Annotated in this window: 13 protein-coding genes; 10 read left to right on the top strand and 3 right to left on the bottom strand. The window is 62.5% G+C overall.

Features of this window, described 5'->3' with window-relative positions:
* Nucleotides 1–85 precede the first annotated feature (85 nt).
* The 9 genes from zwf to ACGYK9_RS04830 all read left to right on the top strand — a co-directional run bounded on the left by zwf (nt 86) and on the right by ACGYK9_RS04830 (nt 11,036).
* The gene (gene zwf / locus ACGYK9_RS04790; RefSeq protein WP_394412401.1) at nt 86–1,549 is read left to right on the top strand and encodes a glucose-6-phosphate dehydrogenase; all 1,464 of its coding nucleotides are present in this window, start codon (nt 86–88) and stop codon (nt 1,547–1,549) included.
* Nucleotides 1,546–3,354 (top strand): phosphogluconate dehydratase, encoded by a 1,809-nt coding sequence (edd, locus tag ACGYK9_RS04795; protein ID WP_394412398.1) that lies wholly within the window; start codon nt 1,546–1,548, stop codon nt 3,352–3,354. The genes zwf and edd overlap by 4 nt, the downstream gene beginning before the upstream one ends.
* A gap of 3 nt (nt 3,355–3,357) precedes the next feature.
* Nucleotides 3,358–4,011 carry a bifunctional 4-hydroxy-2-oxoglutarate aldolase/2-dehydro-3-deoxy-phosphogluconate aldolase gene (gene eda / locus ACGYK9_RS04800; protein ID WP_394412395.1) on the top strand — a complete coding sequence of 218 codons (654 nt, stop codon included), beginning with the start codon at nt 3,358–3,360 and terminating at the stop codon, nt 4,009–4,011.
* A gap of 148 nt (nt 4,012–4,159) precedes the next feature.
* A complete protein-coding gene (locus ACGYK9_RS04805; protein WP_394412393.1) occupies nt 4,160–5,191 on the top strand; it encodes a LacI family DNA-binding transcriptional regulator in 1,032 nt (343 codons plus the stop codon).
* 115 nt (nt 5,192–5,306) lie between these two features.
* The gene (locus ACGYK9_RS04810) at nt 5,307–6,611 is read left to right on the top strand and encodes a sugar ABC transporter substrate-binding protein (protein WP_136720473.1); all 1,305 of its coding nucleotides are present in this window, start codon (nt 5,307–5,309) and stop codon (nt 6,609–6,611) included.
* A 117-nt stretch (nt 6,612–6,728) separates the two neighbouring features.
* Nucleotides 6,729–7,595, top strand: coding sequence for a carbohydrate ABC transporter permease (locus tag ACGYK9_RS04815; protein WP_136720472.1), 867 nt, complete (start codon nt 6,729–6,731; stop codon nt 7,593–7,595).
* 12 nt (nt 7,596–7,607) lie between these two features.
* Nucleotides 7,608–8,438, top strand: coding sequence for a carbohydrate ABC transporter permease (locus tag ACGYK9_RS04820; protein WP_136720471.1), 831 nt, complete (start codon nt 7,608–7,610; stop codon nt 8,436–8,438).
* Between the two features lie 15 nt (nt 8,439–8,453).
* Nucleotides 8,454–9,458 carry an ABC transporter ATP-binding protein gene (locus ACGYK9_RS04825; RefSeq protein WP_394412390.1) on the top strand — a complete coding sequence of 335 codons (1,005 nt, stop codon included), beginning with the start codon at nt 8,454–8,456 and terminating at the stop codon, nt 9,456–9,458.
* Between the two features lie 72 nt (nt 9,459–9,530).
* Complete coding sequence (locus ACGYK9_RS04830) at nt 9,531–11,036, top strand: mannitol dehydrogenase family protein (protein WP_394412388.1); 1,506 nt, start codon at nt 9,531–9,533, stop codon at nt 11,034–11,036.
* A gap of 3 nt (nt 11,037–11,039) precedes the next feature.
* On the opposite strand, the gene arsJ is transcribed toward ACGYK9_RS04830, so the two are convergent.
* Genes arsJ through ACGYK9_RS04845 form a run of 3 tightly spaced genes read right to left on the bottom strand, consistent with a single transcriptional unit; the run spans nt 11,040 to nt 14,136 of the window.
* Nucleotides 11,040–12,302, bottom strand: a complete 1,263-nt coding sequence (gene arsJ / locus ACGYK9_RS04835) for an organoarsenical effux MFS transporter ArsJ (RefSeq protein ID WP_394412385.1) — start codon at nt 12,300–12,302, stop codon at nt 11,040–11,042.
* Nucleotides 12,299–13,297: an ArsJ-associated glyceraldehyde-3-phosphate dehydrogenase gene (locus ACGYK9_RS04840; protein WP_394412382.1), complete on the bottom strand. Its 999-nt coding sequence runs from the start codon at nt 13,295–13,297 to the stop codon at nt 12,299–12,301. Before ACGYK9_RS04840 ends, arsJ begins: the two co-directional genes overlap by 4 nt.
* Complete coding sequence (locus ACGYK9_RS04845) at nt 13,294–14,136, bottom strand: helix-turn-helix domain-containing protein (RefSeq protein ID WP_394412380.1); 843 nt, start codon at nt 14,134–14,136, stop codon at nt 13,294–13,296. Before ACGYK9_RS04845 ends, ACGYK9_RS04840 begins: the two co-directional genes overlap by 4 nt.
* A 621-nt stretch (nt 14,137–14,757) precedes the next feature.
* On the opposite strand from ACGYK9_RS04845, the gene ACGYK9_RS04850 reads away from it, so the two are divergent.
* Nucleotides 14,758–15,477: a LuxR family transcriptional regulator gene (locus ACGYK9_RS04850; protein WP_168612790.1), complete on the top strand. Its 720-nt coding sequence runs from the start codon at nt 14,758–14,760 to the stop codon at nt 15,475–15,477.
* Nucleotides 15,478–15,529: the final 52 nt, after the last annotated feature.

Consider the following 15,529-nt stretch of genomic DNA (forward strand, 5'->3'; position numbering starts at 1 on the left):
GAGGGCGCGAAGGGGGTGGTGATGGCTTTGTCCAATCGAAAACAGGGTGCCGTAGCGCGCCTGCGCAGGCAGGAGGGCTGACCCCATGGTATCGCGCGTAATCCCCGTTGATCCTTTCGACCTCGTCATTTTCGGCGCGACCGGCGATCTTGCCCGGCGCAAGATTCTGCCCGGTCTGTTCCACCGCTTCACCGTCGGCCAGATGCCAGAAGCCGCGTGGATCGTCGGCGCGGCCCGTTCAAAGCTTGATGCCGACGCCTTCCGCAAGATGATCCGCGACAGCCTGTTGGAGTTCGCCCCCAAGCTCGCGCAAGAGCGCGCCGCCTTGGAGCGGTTCCTTGGCATGGTGCATTACGTGCGCGTGGATGCCTCGGGCGATGCGGGCTGGGCAGACCTCAAAGACCTGATGCGCGATGATGTGGTGCGGGCCTTCTACCTCTCGGTTTCGCCGTCGCTGTTCGGCACGATCGGTGGCAAGCTGCATGACCACGGCATCGCCACCGCCGAAAGCCGCATCGTCGTCGAAAAGCCCTTTGGCCATGATTTGGAAACTGCGCAGGCGCTGAACGCCGATCTGCGTGCCAATTTCGACGAAAGCCAGATTTACCGGATCGACCATTACCTTGGCAAAGAGACGGTGCAGAACCTCATGGCGCTGCGTTTCGCCAATGCGCTGTGGGAGCCGCTGTGGAATTCCACACATATCGACCATGTGCAGATCACCGTGTCCGAGAGCCTCGGTGTCGAAGGGCGGGGCGAGTATTACGATAAATCCGGTGCCATGCGCGACATGGTGCAGAACCACCTGATGCAACTGCTGTGTCTGACGGCGATGGAGCCGCCCTCGCGCTTTGACCCCAACGCGGTGCGCGATGAGAAGGTGAAGGTGATTGAGGCGCTGGAGCCTGTGGCGCAGAAGGACATTGCTCGCGGCCAGTACCGCGCCGCCAATGGCGCGGGCAGCTACCGCGACCATGCGGGCGACCCCGACAGCCGCACCGAAAGCTTCGTCGCGATGAAGGTCAAGATCGCCAATTGGCGGTGGGCGGGCACGCCGTTCTACCTGCGCACGGGCAAAAAGCTGCGCGGGCGCAGTTCCGAGATTGCGGTGATCTTCCGTGACCCGCCGCATATGATCTTCCCCGCGACAGAGGGCCACAAGGGCAACGCGCTGATCATCCGGTTGCAACCGGACGAGGGCATCACCCTGCGCAACACCATCAAAGACCCCGGCCCCGGCGGCATGCGTCTGGCCGAAGTGGCGCTGGATATGACCTTTGCCGATGCCTTGGGCGAACAGGGCACCCCGCAGGACGCCTATGAGCGGCTCATCATGGATGTGATCCGCGGCGATCAAACGCTCTTCATGCGCGGGGATGAGGTCGAAGCCGCTTGGGCCTGGGCCGATCCGATCATTCACGGCTGGGAAGAGACCCGGCAACCCCCGTACCCCTATGACCCCGGCAGCTCCGGCCCCGAAGAGGCGCTGATGCTGATGCACCGCGACGGCCGCCGCTGGCGCGAGATCACACGAAAGGACGAGACATGACCCTGCATTCCACGATTGACCGCGTCACCGACCGTATCATCGCCCGCAGCGAGGCGACCCGGCGGCCCTACCTCGACCGGATGGAAACCGCCCGCGCCAAGGGTCCGGCCCGCGCGCATCTGTCCTGTAGCGGGCAGGCCCATGCCTATGCCGCCTCTGGCGCGGATAAGGACCGGCTGGCGACCACCAGCGCGGGCAACCTCGGGATCGTGACCACCTATAACGACATGCTCTCGGCGCATCAGCCGTTTGAGCGCTTCCCCGATCTGATCCGCGAGGCCGTTCGTGCGGCGGGGGGCACTGCGCAGGTCGCGGGCGGGGTTCCCGCCATGTGCGACGGGGTGACCCAAGGCGAGGCTGGGATGGAGCTGTCGCTTTTCTCGCGCGATGTGATCGCCTTGGCGGCCTCCGTGGCGCTCAGCCACAACACATTTGACGCGGCGGTTTTTCTTGGGGTTTGCGACAAGATCGTGCCCGGGCTGGTGATCGCGGCGCAGGCTTTCGGCCATCTGCCGGCCGTCTTCCTGCCTGCCGGGCCGATGGAAAGCGGGCTGTCGAATGATGAGAAGGCCAAGGTGCGTCAGCAGTTCGCCGCGGGCGAAGTCGGGCGCGACGCGCTGATGGCCGCCGAGATGGCCGCCTATCACGGGCCGGGCACCTGCACATTTTACGGCACCGCCAACACCAACCAGATGCTGATGGAGTTCATGGGGCTGCACTTGCCGGGGGCGAGCTTTGTGCCGCCGAATGGGTCTTTGCGCGATGCGCTGACCCAAGAAGGCGCGAAACGCGCATTGGCGCTGAGCGCTATGGGCAATGATTATACCCCCGTCGCCTCGGTTCTGGATGAAAAGGCCTTCGTGAACGGGATCGTCGGGCTCAACGCCACGGGCGGGTCGACCAACCTGCTGATCCACCTTATCGCCATGGCGCGGGCCGGGGGGATCATTCTGGATTGGGAGGATTTCTCGGACATCTCTGACGTCACGCCGCTGCTGGCGCGGGTCTATCCCAACGGTCTGGCGGATGTGAACCATTTCCACGCTGCCGGGGGGCTGGGCTATATGATCGGCGAATTGCTCAACTCCGGCCATCTGCACCCCGACACCCAGACCGTCGCCGGACAGGGGTTGGAGCATTACACCGCCGAGCCGAAGCTGAAGGCCGAAGGTCTGGTCTGGGAGAAGGGCGCAGGCGAGAGCTTGAACGAGAAAATCCTCCGCCCTGCCAGCGATCCTTTCCAGCCCACCGGCGGGCTGCGCCGCATGGCCGGGTCGCTCGGGACCGCCTGTATGAAGGTCTCTGCCGTGGCGCCCGAACATCACGTTATCGAAGCCCCGGCGCGGGTTTTCGCGGATCAAAACGAGGTGAAGGCGGCCTTCAAGGCCGGGGAGCTGACCGGCGATCTGGTCGTCGTCGTCCGCTTCCAAGGGCCCAAGGCCAACGGCATGCCCGAGTTGCACAGCCTGACGCCGCTTCTGTCGATCCTTCAGGGGCGCGGGCAGAAGGTGGCGCTGGTCACCGATGGGCGCATGTCGGGCGCGTCGGGCAAAGTGCCTGCGGCGATCCACGTCAGCCCCGAGGCGGTCGACGGTGGCCCCATCGCGCGGGTGCAAGACGGTGATCTGCTGCGGGTTGATGCCGTGGCAGGGACGCTTGACGTGCTGGCCGAAGAATTCGACGACCGTCCCAACGTCACCGCTGATCTTTCTGCTTATCATGCCGGGACGGGGCGCGAGTTGTTCGCTATGTTCCGCGACACAGTCGGTTCTGCTACTACCGGCGCAACCATTTTTGGAGGTTGATCCATGACCCTTACTGCAAAAGACGCCAGCCGTCGTACCCGCGAAATCTGTGCGCTTGCCCCGATCGTGCCCGTGCTGGTGATCGAAGATGTCGCCGACGCCCGGCCCTTGGCCGAAGCACTGATCGCCGGGGGGCTTCCTGCTTTGGAGGTGACCCTGCGCACGCCTGCCGCACTCGACGCGATTGCCGCGATGGCGGAGGTCGCGGGGGGGCATGTGGGGGCGGGGACGCTGGTCACCCCCGAAGATGTGCGTGCAGCGAAACGGGCGGGGGCGACCTTTGGCGTCTCCCCCGGTGCCACCGACGCGCTGATCGCGGCCTGCGAGGAGGAAGAGCTGCCCCTCTTGCCCGGCGCCGCCACGGCGAGCGAGGCGATGCAGTTGTTCGCGCGCGGCTATGACATGCTGAAGTTCTTCCCCGCCGAAGCCTCGGGTGGCGCGCCTGCGCTCAAGGCCATCGGCGCGCCCCTGCCGCAGATCACCTTCTGCCCGACGGGCGGTGTCAGCCCCGACAATGCGGAAAGCTACCTGAGCCTGCCAAATGTGCTTTGCGCGGGCGGCAGCTGGGTCGCGCCGAAGAAGCTGATCGATGCCGGGGACTGGGCCGGGATCGAAGCGCTGGCCCGCGCCGCAGCGCAATTGGGCAAGGCCGGTTAACCCCGGAAGAGGGCCGAGCGCAGGCTTTCCGTTGCACCCCAAAGGGCCGCGGAAAGCCTGACGCCACCAACCCCTTGCTGGCTGGACAAACTTATCTCTATATTGACTTTAGTTTACGCGCGCAGCGTTTCGTCAAGGGAGGGTTAAGATGGGCCAGCAGAAGATCCGCAATATGGAGGAGTTTGCCGCCGTGAGCGGCATTTCGCGGCCCACCCTGTCGAAATACTTTAACGATGCCGACAGCGTGCGGCGCTCGACCCGGGAGCGGATCGAAGCCGCGCTGAGCCAGTATGACTACCGCCCGAACGTCTATGCGGTGAACCAAAACCGCCGCAAAACCCGCAACATCGGCGTTGTCGTTCCCAATCTGGCGGACCCGTTCTTTTCCGAGATTGGCCGTGAGGTGGAGCTGGCCTGTCTCGCCGAAGGCTATAGCCCGATTTTGCTCAGCTCTCACGGCAATCCCGCGCAGGAGCGGGCCAATCTTGACTCGCTTCGGGCGCTGAAACCGGCGGGCGTGCTGCTGGCACCCTTCGGCAAAGCCTCGGACCGCGACAAGATCGCGCGCTTTTGCAAGGACGTGCCAGTGGTGGCCTTTGACGCCAATGTCGAAGGGGTTTGCGAGGCTTTCGTCGGCACGGACAACTTCCAGAGCGTTGATTTGATCGTCGAATACCTTTGTCGCAGCGGTGAGCCGCCCTGTTTTTTCGAGATGAAGACCCCCAGCAACCCCAACGCCAACAAGCGCCGCCAAGCCTATCTGGAAGCGATGGAGCGGCACGGCTTTGCGCCGCATATCCATCAGGTGCCGGGGGAGGGCTGGAACTTTGAAGAGATCGGCGCGACCGAGGGCGGCAAGCTGATCTCGGCGGGGGCGTTCGAGACGGATACGGTGCTTTGCTCGAACGACCGTCTGGCCATCGGGATGCTCTCCGCGGCCTATGGGATGGGGCTGCGGGTGGGGCATGGCAAGGATTGCGCCATGCGGATCGCGGGGCAGGACGACCACCCGTTTTCGCGCTATACCTGCCCGCCGCTGACCACCATCGCGCAGGATTACGGGGCGATCGCGAATCGTGCCGCCAGTACCCTGTTTCGCATCATCGAAAGCGAAACCCGGCTGGCCGAGCCCGAAGAAACGCTATTTGACGGCAAGCTGGTGATGCGCGCATCTGCCTAAGTCATTGAGTTCGCGAGTTGCTCAGAAAATAGTTATCGCGCGTAAAATTTAATTTGACTGCGCGTTGCGTGGGTCGTTAGTCTCGGTTCATCATCTATAGAGGGAGGAACTATCGATGTTCTGCGATAAATCACTTTACGCTGCGACGGCTCTGGGCCTGATCATGGCGGGCGGCGCGGTTGCCGAGACGATCACCATCGCCACCGTGAACAACGGCGACATGATCCGCATGCAAGGCTACACCGACAAATTCACCGAAGAGACCGGCCACGAAGTGGAGTGGGTCACTTTGGAAGAGAACGTGCTGCGCCAGCGCGTCACCACCGACATCTCGACCAAGGGTGGCTCTTTCGACATCATGACCATCGGCATGTATGAGACGCCGATCTGGGGCGCGAACGGCTGGCTGGTGCCGCTGGACGACCTCAGCGAAGAATACGACGCAGACGATATCCTGCCCGCCATGGCCGGCGGCCTGAGCCACGACGGCACGCTTTATGCGGCACCGTTCTACGGCGAAAGCTCCATGATCATGTATCGCACTGATCTGATGGAAAAAGCCGGCATGGAAATGCCGAAAGACCCGACATGGGAATTCATCCGCGAAGCCGCCGCCGCGATGACCGATCGTGAGAACGACATCAACGGCATCTGCCTGCGCGGCAAGGCCGGTTGGGGCGAGGGCGGTGCGCTCATCACCGCGATGTCCAACTCCTTTGGCGCGCGTTGGTTCGATGAAGACTGGAACGCCCAGTTCGACACCGAGGCATGGGCCAACACGATCAACTTCTACAAAGACCTGATGGATGAAAGCGGCCCGGCGGGCTATGCCTCCAACGGCTTCAACGAGAACCTCTCGCTGTTCCAACAGGGCAAATGCGGCATGTGGATCGACGCCACCGTGGCGGCCTCCTTCGTGACCAACCCCGAGGATTCCACCGTGGCCGACAAGGTTGGCTTTGCGCTGGCACCGGACACGGGCCTTGGCAAACGCTCCAACTGGCTCTGGGCATGGGCGCTGGCAATCCCGGCGGGCACTCAGAAAGAAGACGCCGCAAAGGAGTTCATCGAATGGGCCACCTCGAAAGATTATATTGAGATGGTCGCCGAGAACGAAGGCTGGGCGAACGTCCCTCCCGGTGCGCGCAAGTCGCTTTACGAGAACCCCGAGTACCAGAAAGTGCCCTTCGCGCAGATGACGCTCGACTCGATCCTCTCGGCCGATCCTGAGAACTCCACCGTCGATCCGACTCCTTACGTCGGTGTGCAATTCGCCGCGATCCCCGAGTTTGCAGGCATCGCGACCGACGTGAGCCAAGAGTTCTCTGCCGCCTATGCCGGTCAACAGACCGTCGAAGAGGCGCTTGAGAAGGCCCAAGACCTGACCAACGACGCAATGGAAGCCGCAGGCTACCGTTAAGCCGCCGCTTCACAGGCTAAAGGGCGGCGAACACCGCCGCCCTTTTCCGCCCCACCACCCGATATGATACCCTTCACCTAAACGCGGCATTCGCCGCCGGCAGAGGAGATGTGCCCGATGGCTACCCAACATTCCCGATCAGCGGCACGCCTGATGATGGCCCCGGCGGTGGTCTTGCTGCTTGGATGGATGCTCATCCCGCTGACCATGACGCTCTACTTCTCTTTCAAGAAATACCTGCCGATGCGCGGCGGTGATCTGGGTTGGGTCGGCTTCGACAACTATGTGCGCTTCGTCACCTCCAGCTCTTTCTGGCCCTCGGTGATGACCACGCTGATCATCGTCGGCGGTGTGCTGGCGATCACGGTCTGCCTTGGCATCCTACTTGCCCTTCTGTTGAACCAGCCGATGTGGGGGCAGGGCTTTGTCCGCATCCTTGTCATCGCGCCCTTCTTCGTCATGCCCACCGTGTCGGCGCTGGTGTGGAAGAACATGTTCATGGACCCGAACTATGGTCTCTTCGCGCATCTGTGGGAGTTCTTTGGCGCCACCCCGGTGCAATGGATGAGCCAAGCCTCGCTGTCGTCGATCATCATCATCGTATCCTGGCAATGGCTGCCCTTCGCGACGCTGATCCTGCTCACCGCGATCCAGTCGCTTGACCGCGAGCAGCTTGACGCCGCCGAGATGGACGGCGCGCCGGTGACCAAACGTTTCGCCTATATCACCCTGCCGCATCTGGGCCGCGCGATCACCGTGGTGATCTTGATCCAGACGATCTTTCTGCTGTCGATCTTTGCGGAGATTTTCGTGACCACGGGCGGGGCCTTCGGCACCAAAACACTGACCTATCTCATCTTCCAGCGCGTGCTGGAAAGCCAGAACATCGGCCTCGGATCGGCGGGCGGTGTCTATGCAATCATTCTCGCCAATATCGTCGCCATCTTCCTGATGCGCATCGTCGGCAAGAACCTGGACGCCTGAGGAGGAGACATCATGGCACGCGCAGTCACAAGGCAACGCAAGATCGTCAACACGGCCCTCGCTTGGGGCATCGGTTTCCTGATCTTCTTCCCCATCCTTTGGACCATACTCACCAGCTTCAAGACCGAAGCACAGGCCATCGCCGACCCGCCAATCTTCCTCGGCTTCGACTGGACGCTGGCGAATTACGAGGCGGTTCTGGAACGGTCGAACTACGGGCGCTTCCTGTGGAACTCCATCGTCATCGCGGGCGGCTCGACCATCCTTGGCATCATGATCGCAGTGCCTGCCGCATGGTCGATGGCCTTCGTTCCCGGCAAGCGGACCAAGGATATCCTGCTCTGGATGCTCTCGACCAAGATGCTTCCCGCAGTGGGCGTGCTCTACCCGATCTATCTGCTCTGCATCCAGTTCGGCGTGCTCGACAGCAAGATCGCACTGGTCATCATCCTAATGCTCATTAACCTGCCGATCATCGTCTGGATGCTCTACACTTACTTCCGTGAAATCCCCGGTGAGATCTTGGAAGCGGCACGGATGGATGGGGCAAGCCTGCGCGAAGAGGTGCTTTACGTCCTCACCCCCATGGCGGTGCCGGGCATTGCTTCCACCCTGTTGTTGAACTTCATCCTCGCATGGAACGAAGCCTTCTGGACGCTCAACCTCACCGCGGCCAAGGCCGCGCCGCTCACTGCCTTCATCGCGAGCTATTCCAGCCCCGAGGGCCTCTTCTACGCCAAGCTCAGCGCGGCCTCCACCATGGCCATCGCGCCAATCCTCATCCTCGGCTGGTTCAGCCAGAAACAACTCGTCAGCGGCCTGACTTTCGGCGCGGTCAAGTAAGCAAGGGACAGTCACATGGGACAAATCAAACTCAATCAGGTTTCCAAAAGCTTCGGCGATGTGGAAGTCATTCCGCCCCTTGATCTGACCATCGAAGATGGCGAGTTCACGGTCTTTGTTGGCCCCTCGGGCTGCGGTAAATCGACCCTGCTGCGGCTGATCGCGGGTCTGGAGGACATCACCTCGGGCCATATCGAGATCGACGGCACCGATGCGACTAACGTGCCGCCCGCGAAACGGGGTCTGGCGATGGTGTTCCAATCCTACGCGCTTTATCCGCATATGTCGGTGCGCAAGAACATCGCCTTTCCGATGAAGATGGCGGGCGTTCCGGCGGAGGAACAGCAGCGCCGGATCGAAGCTGCTGCCAAGGCGCTGAACCTCACCGACTATCTTGACCGCCGTCCGGGCCAACTCTCGGGCGGTCAGCGCCAGCGGGTTGCCATTGGCCGTGCCATCGTGCGCGAACCTTCGGCTTTCCTTTTCGACGAGCCGCTGTCGAACCTCGACGCTGCGCTGCGGGTGGGCATGCGGCTTGAGATCAGCGAGCTGCACAAGCGGCTGGCGACAACGATGATCTACGTGACCCACGATCAGGTCGAAGCGATGACCATGGCCGATAAAATCGTGGTGCTGCGGGCGGGGCATATCGAACAGGTCGGCTCCCCGCTTGAGCTTTACTACAAGCCGCGCAACGAATTTGTCGCGGGCTTCATCGGCTCGCCCAAGATGAACCTGATCAAGGGCGCCGAAGCCGAAGCGCGCGGCGCGCCGACCATCGGCATCCGGCCCGAGCATTTCGACGTCTCCACCACCGAAGGCGCATGGGAGGGCACCATCGGCGTGGCCGAGCATCTGGGCTCCGACACCTTCTTGCACGTCCATGGCGTGGCGGGCTGCGACCCGATGACCGTGCGCGTGGATGGCGAATTGTCGGTCCGACATGGGGACCGGATTTTCCTGACCCCACAGGCGGACAAGCTGCACCGGTTCGACGCGCAGGGCCTTCGGGTCGACTAATGCAAGCGGCAGAAATGACAGGCCGACCCCCGCACCCTTTCCCCGGTGCGCGGCCCTTTAAGGATGTGGATCATGGATAAACTGGTAGACCTCTCGAACGCGACGCTGGGTGATCTCGACATCGCCCACCCCAGCTATGACCGCAGCGCCCTGACCCCCGGCATCGTGCATATCGGCGTGGGCAATTTCCACCGCGCGCATCAGGCGTGGTATCTGCATCGTTTGATGCAGAGCGGCCAAGCGCATGACTGGGCGATCCTCGGCGCGGGCGTGCGCCCCTATGATGCGGCCATGCGCGAGAAGCTTTTGGCGCAGGACTGTCTGACAACGCTGATCGAACTCGACCCCGCGCAGACCTCGGCCGAGGTTGTGGGCTCGATGATCGACTACCTGCCAATCGAAGAGGGCAACGGTGCCCTGATCCGCGCCATGGCCGATCCGGCCATTCGCATCGTCGGGCTGACGGTCACGGAAAGCGGCTATTACATCGACCCCGTAAGCAAGGGGTTCGACGCGGCCCATGCGGATATCATCCATGACGCGGCCCATCCCGAAACCCCGCGCACCGCCTTTGGGGCCATGGTCGCGGCCCTGCGGCTGCGCCGTGATGCGGGGCAGGGGCCGTTCACGGGGCTGAGCTGTGACAATCTGCAAGGCAATGGCGATATCCTGCGCCAAGCGGTCGTGTCGCTGGCGCGCATGTCCGACCCGGCACTGGCCGATTGGATCGAGGCGAACGGCAGTTTCCCCAACTCCATGGTCGATTGCATCGCCCCGGCCACCGGCCCCGCCGAGATCGCGCAGGCGCGGGAGTTCGGCGTGAACGACGCGGCCCCCGTCACCCATGAAGCCTTCCGCCAATGGGTGATCGAGGACGACTTCTGCGCGGGCCGCCCGGATTGGGATCAGGTGGGGGCCACCTTCTCGGACGAGGTGCACGCCTATGAGAAGATGAAAATCCGCATCCTCAACGCGGGCCATCAGGTCTTGGCCAATGTCGGTGAGGTGCTGGGGATCGAGACGATTTCCGGCACTATGGCCCATCCGGCGATCCGCGCGATGTTCCACCGCGTGCAGGCCGAAGAGATCACCCAGACGGTCGCCCCGGTGCCGGGCATGACGCCGCTTGCCTATCTCGACCTGATCGAACAGCGCTTCTCGAACCCGCGCATCGTCGACACTACCCGCCGCGTCGCCTTTGACGGTTCGGCGCGGCACACGGGCTTTGTCCTGCCGATCCTGCGGGATCAGCTGGCGGCGGGGCGCTCGGTTACTGGTTTGGCCTTGGTCGAAGCGCTCTGGGCCCGGATGTGTGCGGGCACGCGGGAAGATGGCACGGAGATTGCGGCGAATGATCCCATTTGGGACGCGCTGAAAGCCGTGGCGCAGGCCGCGCGGGAACGGCCTGAAGCCTGGCTTGAGCAAGAGCGCCTCTACGGTGATCTGGCCCAGGCCGAGGCGTTCCGCGATGCCTTTGTCGCTTGGCTCTCGCTCATCTGGGACGCAGGCGCAGTCGCGGCGATGAGCGCCTATACGCAGGCCGATGAAAGCAACGGTCGCGCCAGCAAGGTGGGCTGAGGGCTAACTCTGGTCGGGTTTCAAGAACCCGACCAGCAGCGCCGACAGGGCCACCATGATCGCCGCCGCGCCCAGCATCAGGGGCAGGCCGCCGATCTGATAGCTTAGCCCCGACATCAGCGTGCCCAAGAGCCGCCCGGCGGCATTGGCCATGTAGTAAAACCCCACATCCATCGTCACCCGCTCAGCCTTGGTGAAAGAGAGGATGAGGTAGGAATGCAGTGATGAGTTCACCGCAAAGACCGCGCCAAAGGCCAAGAGGCCGATCACAAGCGTCACGGTGAGCCAGCCCTGCGGCCCGTCGCTGAACAGCGCCGCCAGCGTCAGCGCCGCAGGCACGGCGGCAAGCGACCACGCCCAGCCCTTCGCGGCTGAGATCAGGTCTCCTGCCGGGCGGGATTTCGCGCGGAGCAGGCGCGGGGCGTAGATTTGCACCAGCCCGTAGAGGATCACCCAGACCGCCATAAAGGTGCCGATCATGAAAAAGGCCGCGCGGTTGCTTTCCTCCGTGCCATCCGAGAGGACCGCGTAGAAATAGATCGGGATGCCCACCACGAACCACACATCCCGCGCGCCGAAAAGAAACACCCGCGCCGCGCTGAGCCAGTTCACATTGGCGGATTTTGAGAAGACTTCCGAGAACTTCGCCCCCTTGCGGCCCTTGGGCAGGCCGGGCGGCATGGCGGTCAGCACGGCGAGCAAGATCAGCGCAAGGATCGCGGCCATCCCGAGCACCGCCCAGACAAAGCCAAGCGTCGCCAGCAAAGCCGCGCCGAGCAGAAAGCCCAAGCCCTTGACCATGTTCTTGGAGCCGGTCAGCAGCGCCACCCAGCGAAACAGCCCGCCATCCTCAGCCGGGGCGAGCAGTTTGACAGCGGATTTCGATGACATCTTGGCCAAATCCTTGGCCACGCCGCTGGCCCCCTGCACCAGCATGACGAAAACGACCGAGGCGCCAACCGCCCATGTGGGGTCAAGCTGCGCCAGCGCCAGCAGCGCCACGATCTGCAAGCCCAGCCCCGCATAAAGCGTCGAGGCCAGCCCAAACCGCGCCGCGATCCAACCCGCGCAGAGGTTGGTCACAACCCCCGCGATCTCATACAGCACAAAGAGATAGGCCAGTTGCACCGGCGAAAAGCCAAGCCGGTGGAAATGCAGCAACACCAACATGCGCAACGCGCCATCGGTCAGCATGAAGGCCCAATAGGCCGCCGTGACCGCGATATAGGCCGAAAGCCCCTCGGGGCGGGTCGCGCTCTGGCTCACAGGCTTGCCCCGACCATCAACGCCACATCGACCAGACGGTGGGCATAGCCCATCTCATTGTCGTACCACGCGTAGATTTTCACCTGCGTCCCGTTCACCACCATGGTGGAGGGCGCATCGACGATGCTGGACCGCGTATCATTGGTGTAATCGGTCGAGACCAGCGGGCGCTCCTCATAGCCGAGGATGTTTTTCAACTCTCCTTCGGCGGCGGCTTTGAACAGGGCGTTCACCTCTTCCACGGTCGTCTCCCGCTCCACCTCAAAGACACAGTCGGTCAGCGAGGCGTTCAGCAGCGGCACCCGCACCGCATGGCCGTTCAACCGGCCTTTAAGCTCGGGGTAGATCAGGGTGATCGCCGTGGCGCTGCCCGTGGTCGTCGGGATCAGGGAGTTCAGGGCCGAACGGGCGCGGCGCAGGTCCTTGGCGGGGCGGTCGACGATAGTTTGCGTGTTGGTCACATCATGGATCGTGGTGATGGAGCCATGTTTGATCCGCAGCGCCTCGTGGATGACCTTCACCACCGGGGCGAGGCAGTTGGTCGTGCAGCTTGCCGCCGTGACGATCCGGTGCCGTGCGGGATCATAGACATCGTCATTGACGCCATAGACGATATTGGCCGCATCCCCGTCTTTTACGGGGGCCGAGATCACCACCTTCTTCACCCCGGCTTCGAAATAGGGGGCGAGTTTCGCCTCGGTCTTGAAGACGCCGGTGCAATCGATCACCACATCCACCCCGTCAAGCGGCAGCGCGCTGAGGTCACGCGTGCCGATGAAGGGCAGGCGGGTGCCGTTGATCGTCACGCTGTCGGCGTCATGGGCGAAATCGGCCTGCCAGCGCCCGTGCACCGTGTCGAATTCCAGCAGATGCGCGTGCATTTCCGGGTCGCCCACCGCATCGTTGATCCATGCAATCTCGGCACCTTGGTCCAGCAGCGGTTTCAGGGCGAGCTTGCCGATACGGCCAAGGCCGTTGATCGCGTAGGTGGTCATGCGGGAGATCCTTCTTTGTCGGTTTGGCCCGCGTCATCCAGCGCCTTTTGCAGCGAGATGCGGTCGAGCGAGGTAAGTGGCAGGCTGGTAAAACCCAGCATCCGGTTGCGCAGGGTGCCATAGGCTTGTTGGAAGGCGAGGCTCTTTTCCGCGTCGGAGCCTTCGACCTTGACCGGATCGGGCAGCCCCCAATGCGCCGTGATCGGCTGGCCCGGCCATGTGGGGCATTCTTCATTGGCGGCCTGATTGCAGACGGTAAAGACGAAGTCGAAGGCAGGCGCATCCGCGGCCTGAAACTCAGAGATATGTTTTGACCTGAGGTGGGTCACGTCATGGCCCTTTTGTTCAAGCACTTCGACGGCGAAAGGGTTCAGCTCAGACTGCGGGCGGGTGCCTGCCGAATAGACATTGAACCGGTCCCCCGCGAGGTCGCGCAGGATGCTTTCGGCAAAGATCGACCGGGCGGAATTGCCGGTGCAGATGAACAGGACGTTGAACTTGTCGTCGGTCATGGGGGCGTTTCCATCTGAAGAGGTGAGGGGGAGGCAAATTTCGGGGCGGCCACGGCAGCAGTCGTTCAGCAGGTAGCCGATGGTGTCCCGCGCGGCTTCGATATCGATCGCATAGCGCAGGGATGTGCCCTGCCGTTCTTGGCTCACCAACCCCGCCTGCATCAGCGCGCCGATATAGGTCGAGAGGGTGTTGGGCTTGAGGCCGAGCGCCTGCGCCAGTTCGGTCGCGGGCACCCTGTCAGGGTAGCGGCGCATGAGCAGCCGAAACAGCGCGAGGCGCTGCGGATGGCCGAGGGTGGCAAGGCGGTTGGGGATCATTTGTTCCATAATTCATGAATTACAGAATTATGAGGCTTTACGCCAGTGAAGTTTTTGTAACAGTGCCAAATCGCCTGCGCCCGTATCGCCCCTATCCGCGGCGATTCATCGAAACCTATAAATATTACCAGCTTTACAGATGCGCCCCGGCGCGCGCAGTCAAGATGCGCCGGAAATTTAATCAAACTATAACAAATGCTTGAAGATCGACGGCGCGAATCTTGCTATCCGAGTTTGCGGCTGTGCTGAATGGCCGTCAGACATAAGATGCGCGCTCAGGCTGACGCGACCTTTTGACAGGGCCTGCTATTTGGCTCTGTTTCGGTCCCCGCTTTCGGAAGCCGCGCCCCTGTCCGCTGTGTTGGACGACCGTGTTTTTGTAAGGGGCGCATTGGTTTTCGGGCGGGGGCCGCTTTATGCTCTGCACCGCTTTGCGGGCAGGCGGACGTGCCGACCTTTCGTCGGGCGGGCCTTTCGCTTGACCCTTGGTCATAGGGACAAAATTGCAACGTTTTGGCCCGTTTCCCCTATTCCGAGAAATCATTCGACGGCGGGCATGTTCCCTCACTGGTTGAGGTGCCCTAATTGAATGCTCAGTTTTTAATCACATGAGCTTTTGAACGCCGCCCTATGGTGACACCGCTTTCCGACCGCTACCTCCTATTGAAAGAACAACGCCCCGACATCAAACCCGCCGAGATGTTGCAGGTCTTGGCGCAGGATATGGGGCTGAACAACCTGTCCTATCTGGGGTTTCACAAGACTGGCGCCAGTGGCAGTGATCCGGTCATTCACTCGACCTATGATCCCGCTTGGCTGACGCGCTACCAAGAGGAAAACTACCATCTGATCGACCCGGTGGTCGACAAATCCCTCGAAGGTACCCTGCCGGTGGATTGGAGCGAGCTGCCCAAGGTCGACCGGACCACGCGCAACTTCTTTGGCGAGGCGATGGAGTTCGGCGTGCGCCAGAACGGTGTGTCGATCCCCATTCGGGACCACGCGCATGGCAAGGCGGTGCTGACGCTGAACTCTGACCTGCGCATTCACGAATGGCGCAAATACAAGCGCGGGATCATCGCCGATGCGATCTATCTGGGCTGTCTGATCCAAAGCGATATGGTGGCGGATATCGCCCCCGCCGCGCCGGGGCCACGGCTGAGCAACCGTGAAAAGGAAGTGCTGAAATGGGCCGCGGTGGGCAAAACGGCATGGGAGACGGCGCAGATCATGACGGTGGCGGCCAGCACGGTGAACCATCATCTGTATAACGCCTGTGCCAAGCTGGACGTGACCAACAAGACCCATGCGGTGGCCAAGGCGATCCGGGCCCAGATCATCACGATCTGACCGGGCGGGGCAGGGCTTGGCGGCGGCTTTGCCGCACGGTAAGCCGCCCGCA

It is taken from the genome of Sulfitobacter sp. 1A15258, from assembly GCF_043557045.1.
GTDB lineage: Bacteria > Pseudomonadota > Alphaproteobacteria > Rhodobacterales > Rhodobacteraceae > Sulfitobacter > Sulfitobacter faviae.

Bases quoted from the DNA above. Each gene is read 5' to 3' on its own strand.
- zwf (WP_394412401.1), top strand. From the start codon at position 86: ATGGTATCGCGCGTAATCCCCGTTGATCCTTTCGACCTCGTCATTTTC.
- edd (WP_394412398.1), top strand. From the start codon at position 1,546: ATGACCCTGCATTCCACGATTGACCGCGTCACCGACCGTATCATCGCC.
- eda (WP_394412395.1), top strand. From the start codon at position 3,358: ATGACCCTTACTGCAAAAGACGCCAGCCGTCGTACCCGCGAAATCTGT.
- ACGYK9_RS04805 (WP_394412393.1), top strand. From the start codon at position 4,160: ATGGGCCAGCAGAAGATCCGCAATATGGAGGAGTTTGCCGCCGTGAGC.
- ACGYK9_RS04810 (WP_136720473.1), top strand. From the start codon at position 5,307: ATGTTCTGCGATAAATCACTTTACGCTGCGACGGCTCTGGGCCTGATC.
- ACGYK9_RS04815 (WP_136720472.1), top strand. From the start codon at position 6,729: ATGGCTACCCAACATTCCCGATCAGCGGCACGCCTGATGATGGCCCCG.
- ACGYK9_RS04820 (WP_136720471.1), top strand. From the start codon at position 7,608: ATGGCACGCGCAGTCACAAGGCAACGCAAGATCGTCAACACGGCCCTC.
- ACGYK9_RS04825 (WP_394412390.1), top strand. From the start codon at position 8,454: ATGGGACAAATCAAACTCAATCAGGTTTCCAAAAGCTTCGGCGATGTG.
- ACGYK9_RS04830 (WP_394412388.1), top strand. From the start codon at position 9,531: ATGGATAAACTGGTAGACCTCTCGAACGCGACGCTGGGTGATCTCGAC.
- ACGYK9_RS04840 (WP_394412382.1), bottom strand. From the start codon at position 13,297: ATGACCACCTACGCGATCAACGGCCTTGGCCGTATCGGCAAGCTCGCC.
- ACGYK9_RS04845 (WP_394412380.1), bottom strand. From the start codon at position 14,136: ATGGAACAAATGATCCCCAACCGCCTTGCCACCCTCGGCCATCCGCAG.
- ACGYK9_RS04850 (WP_168612790.1), top strand. From the start codon at position 14,758: ATGGTGACACCGCTTTCCGACCGCTACCTCCTATTGAAAGAACAACGC.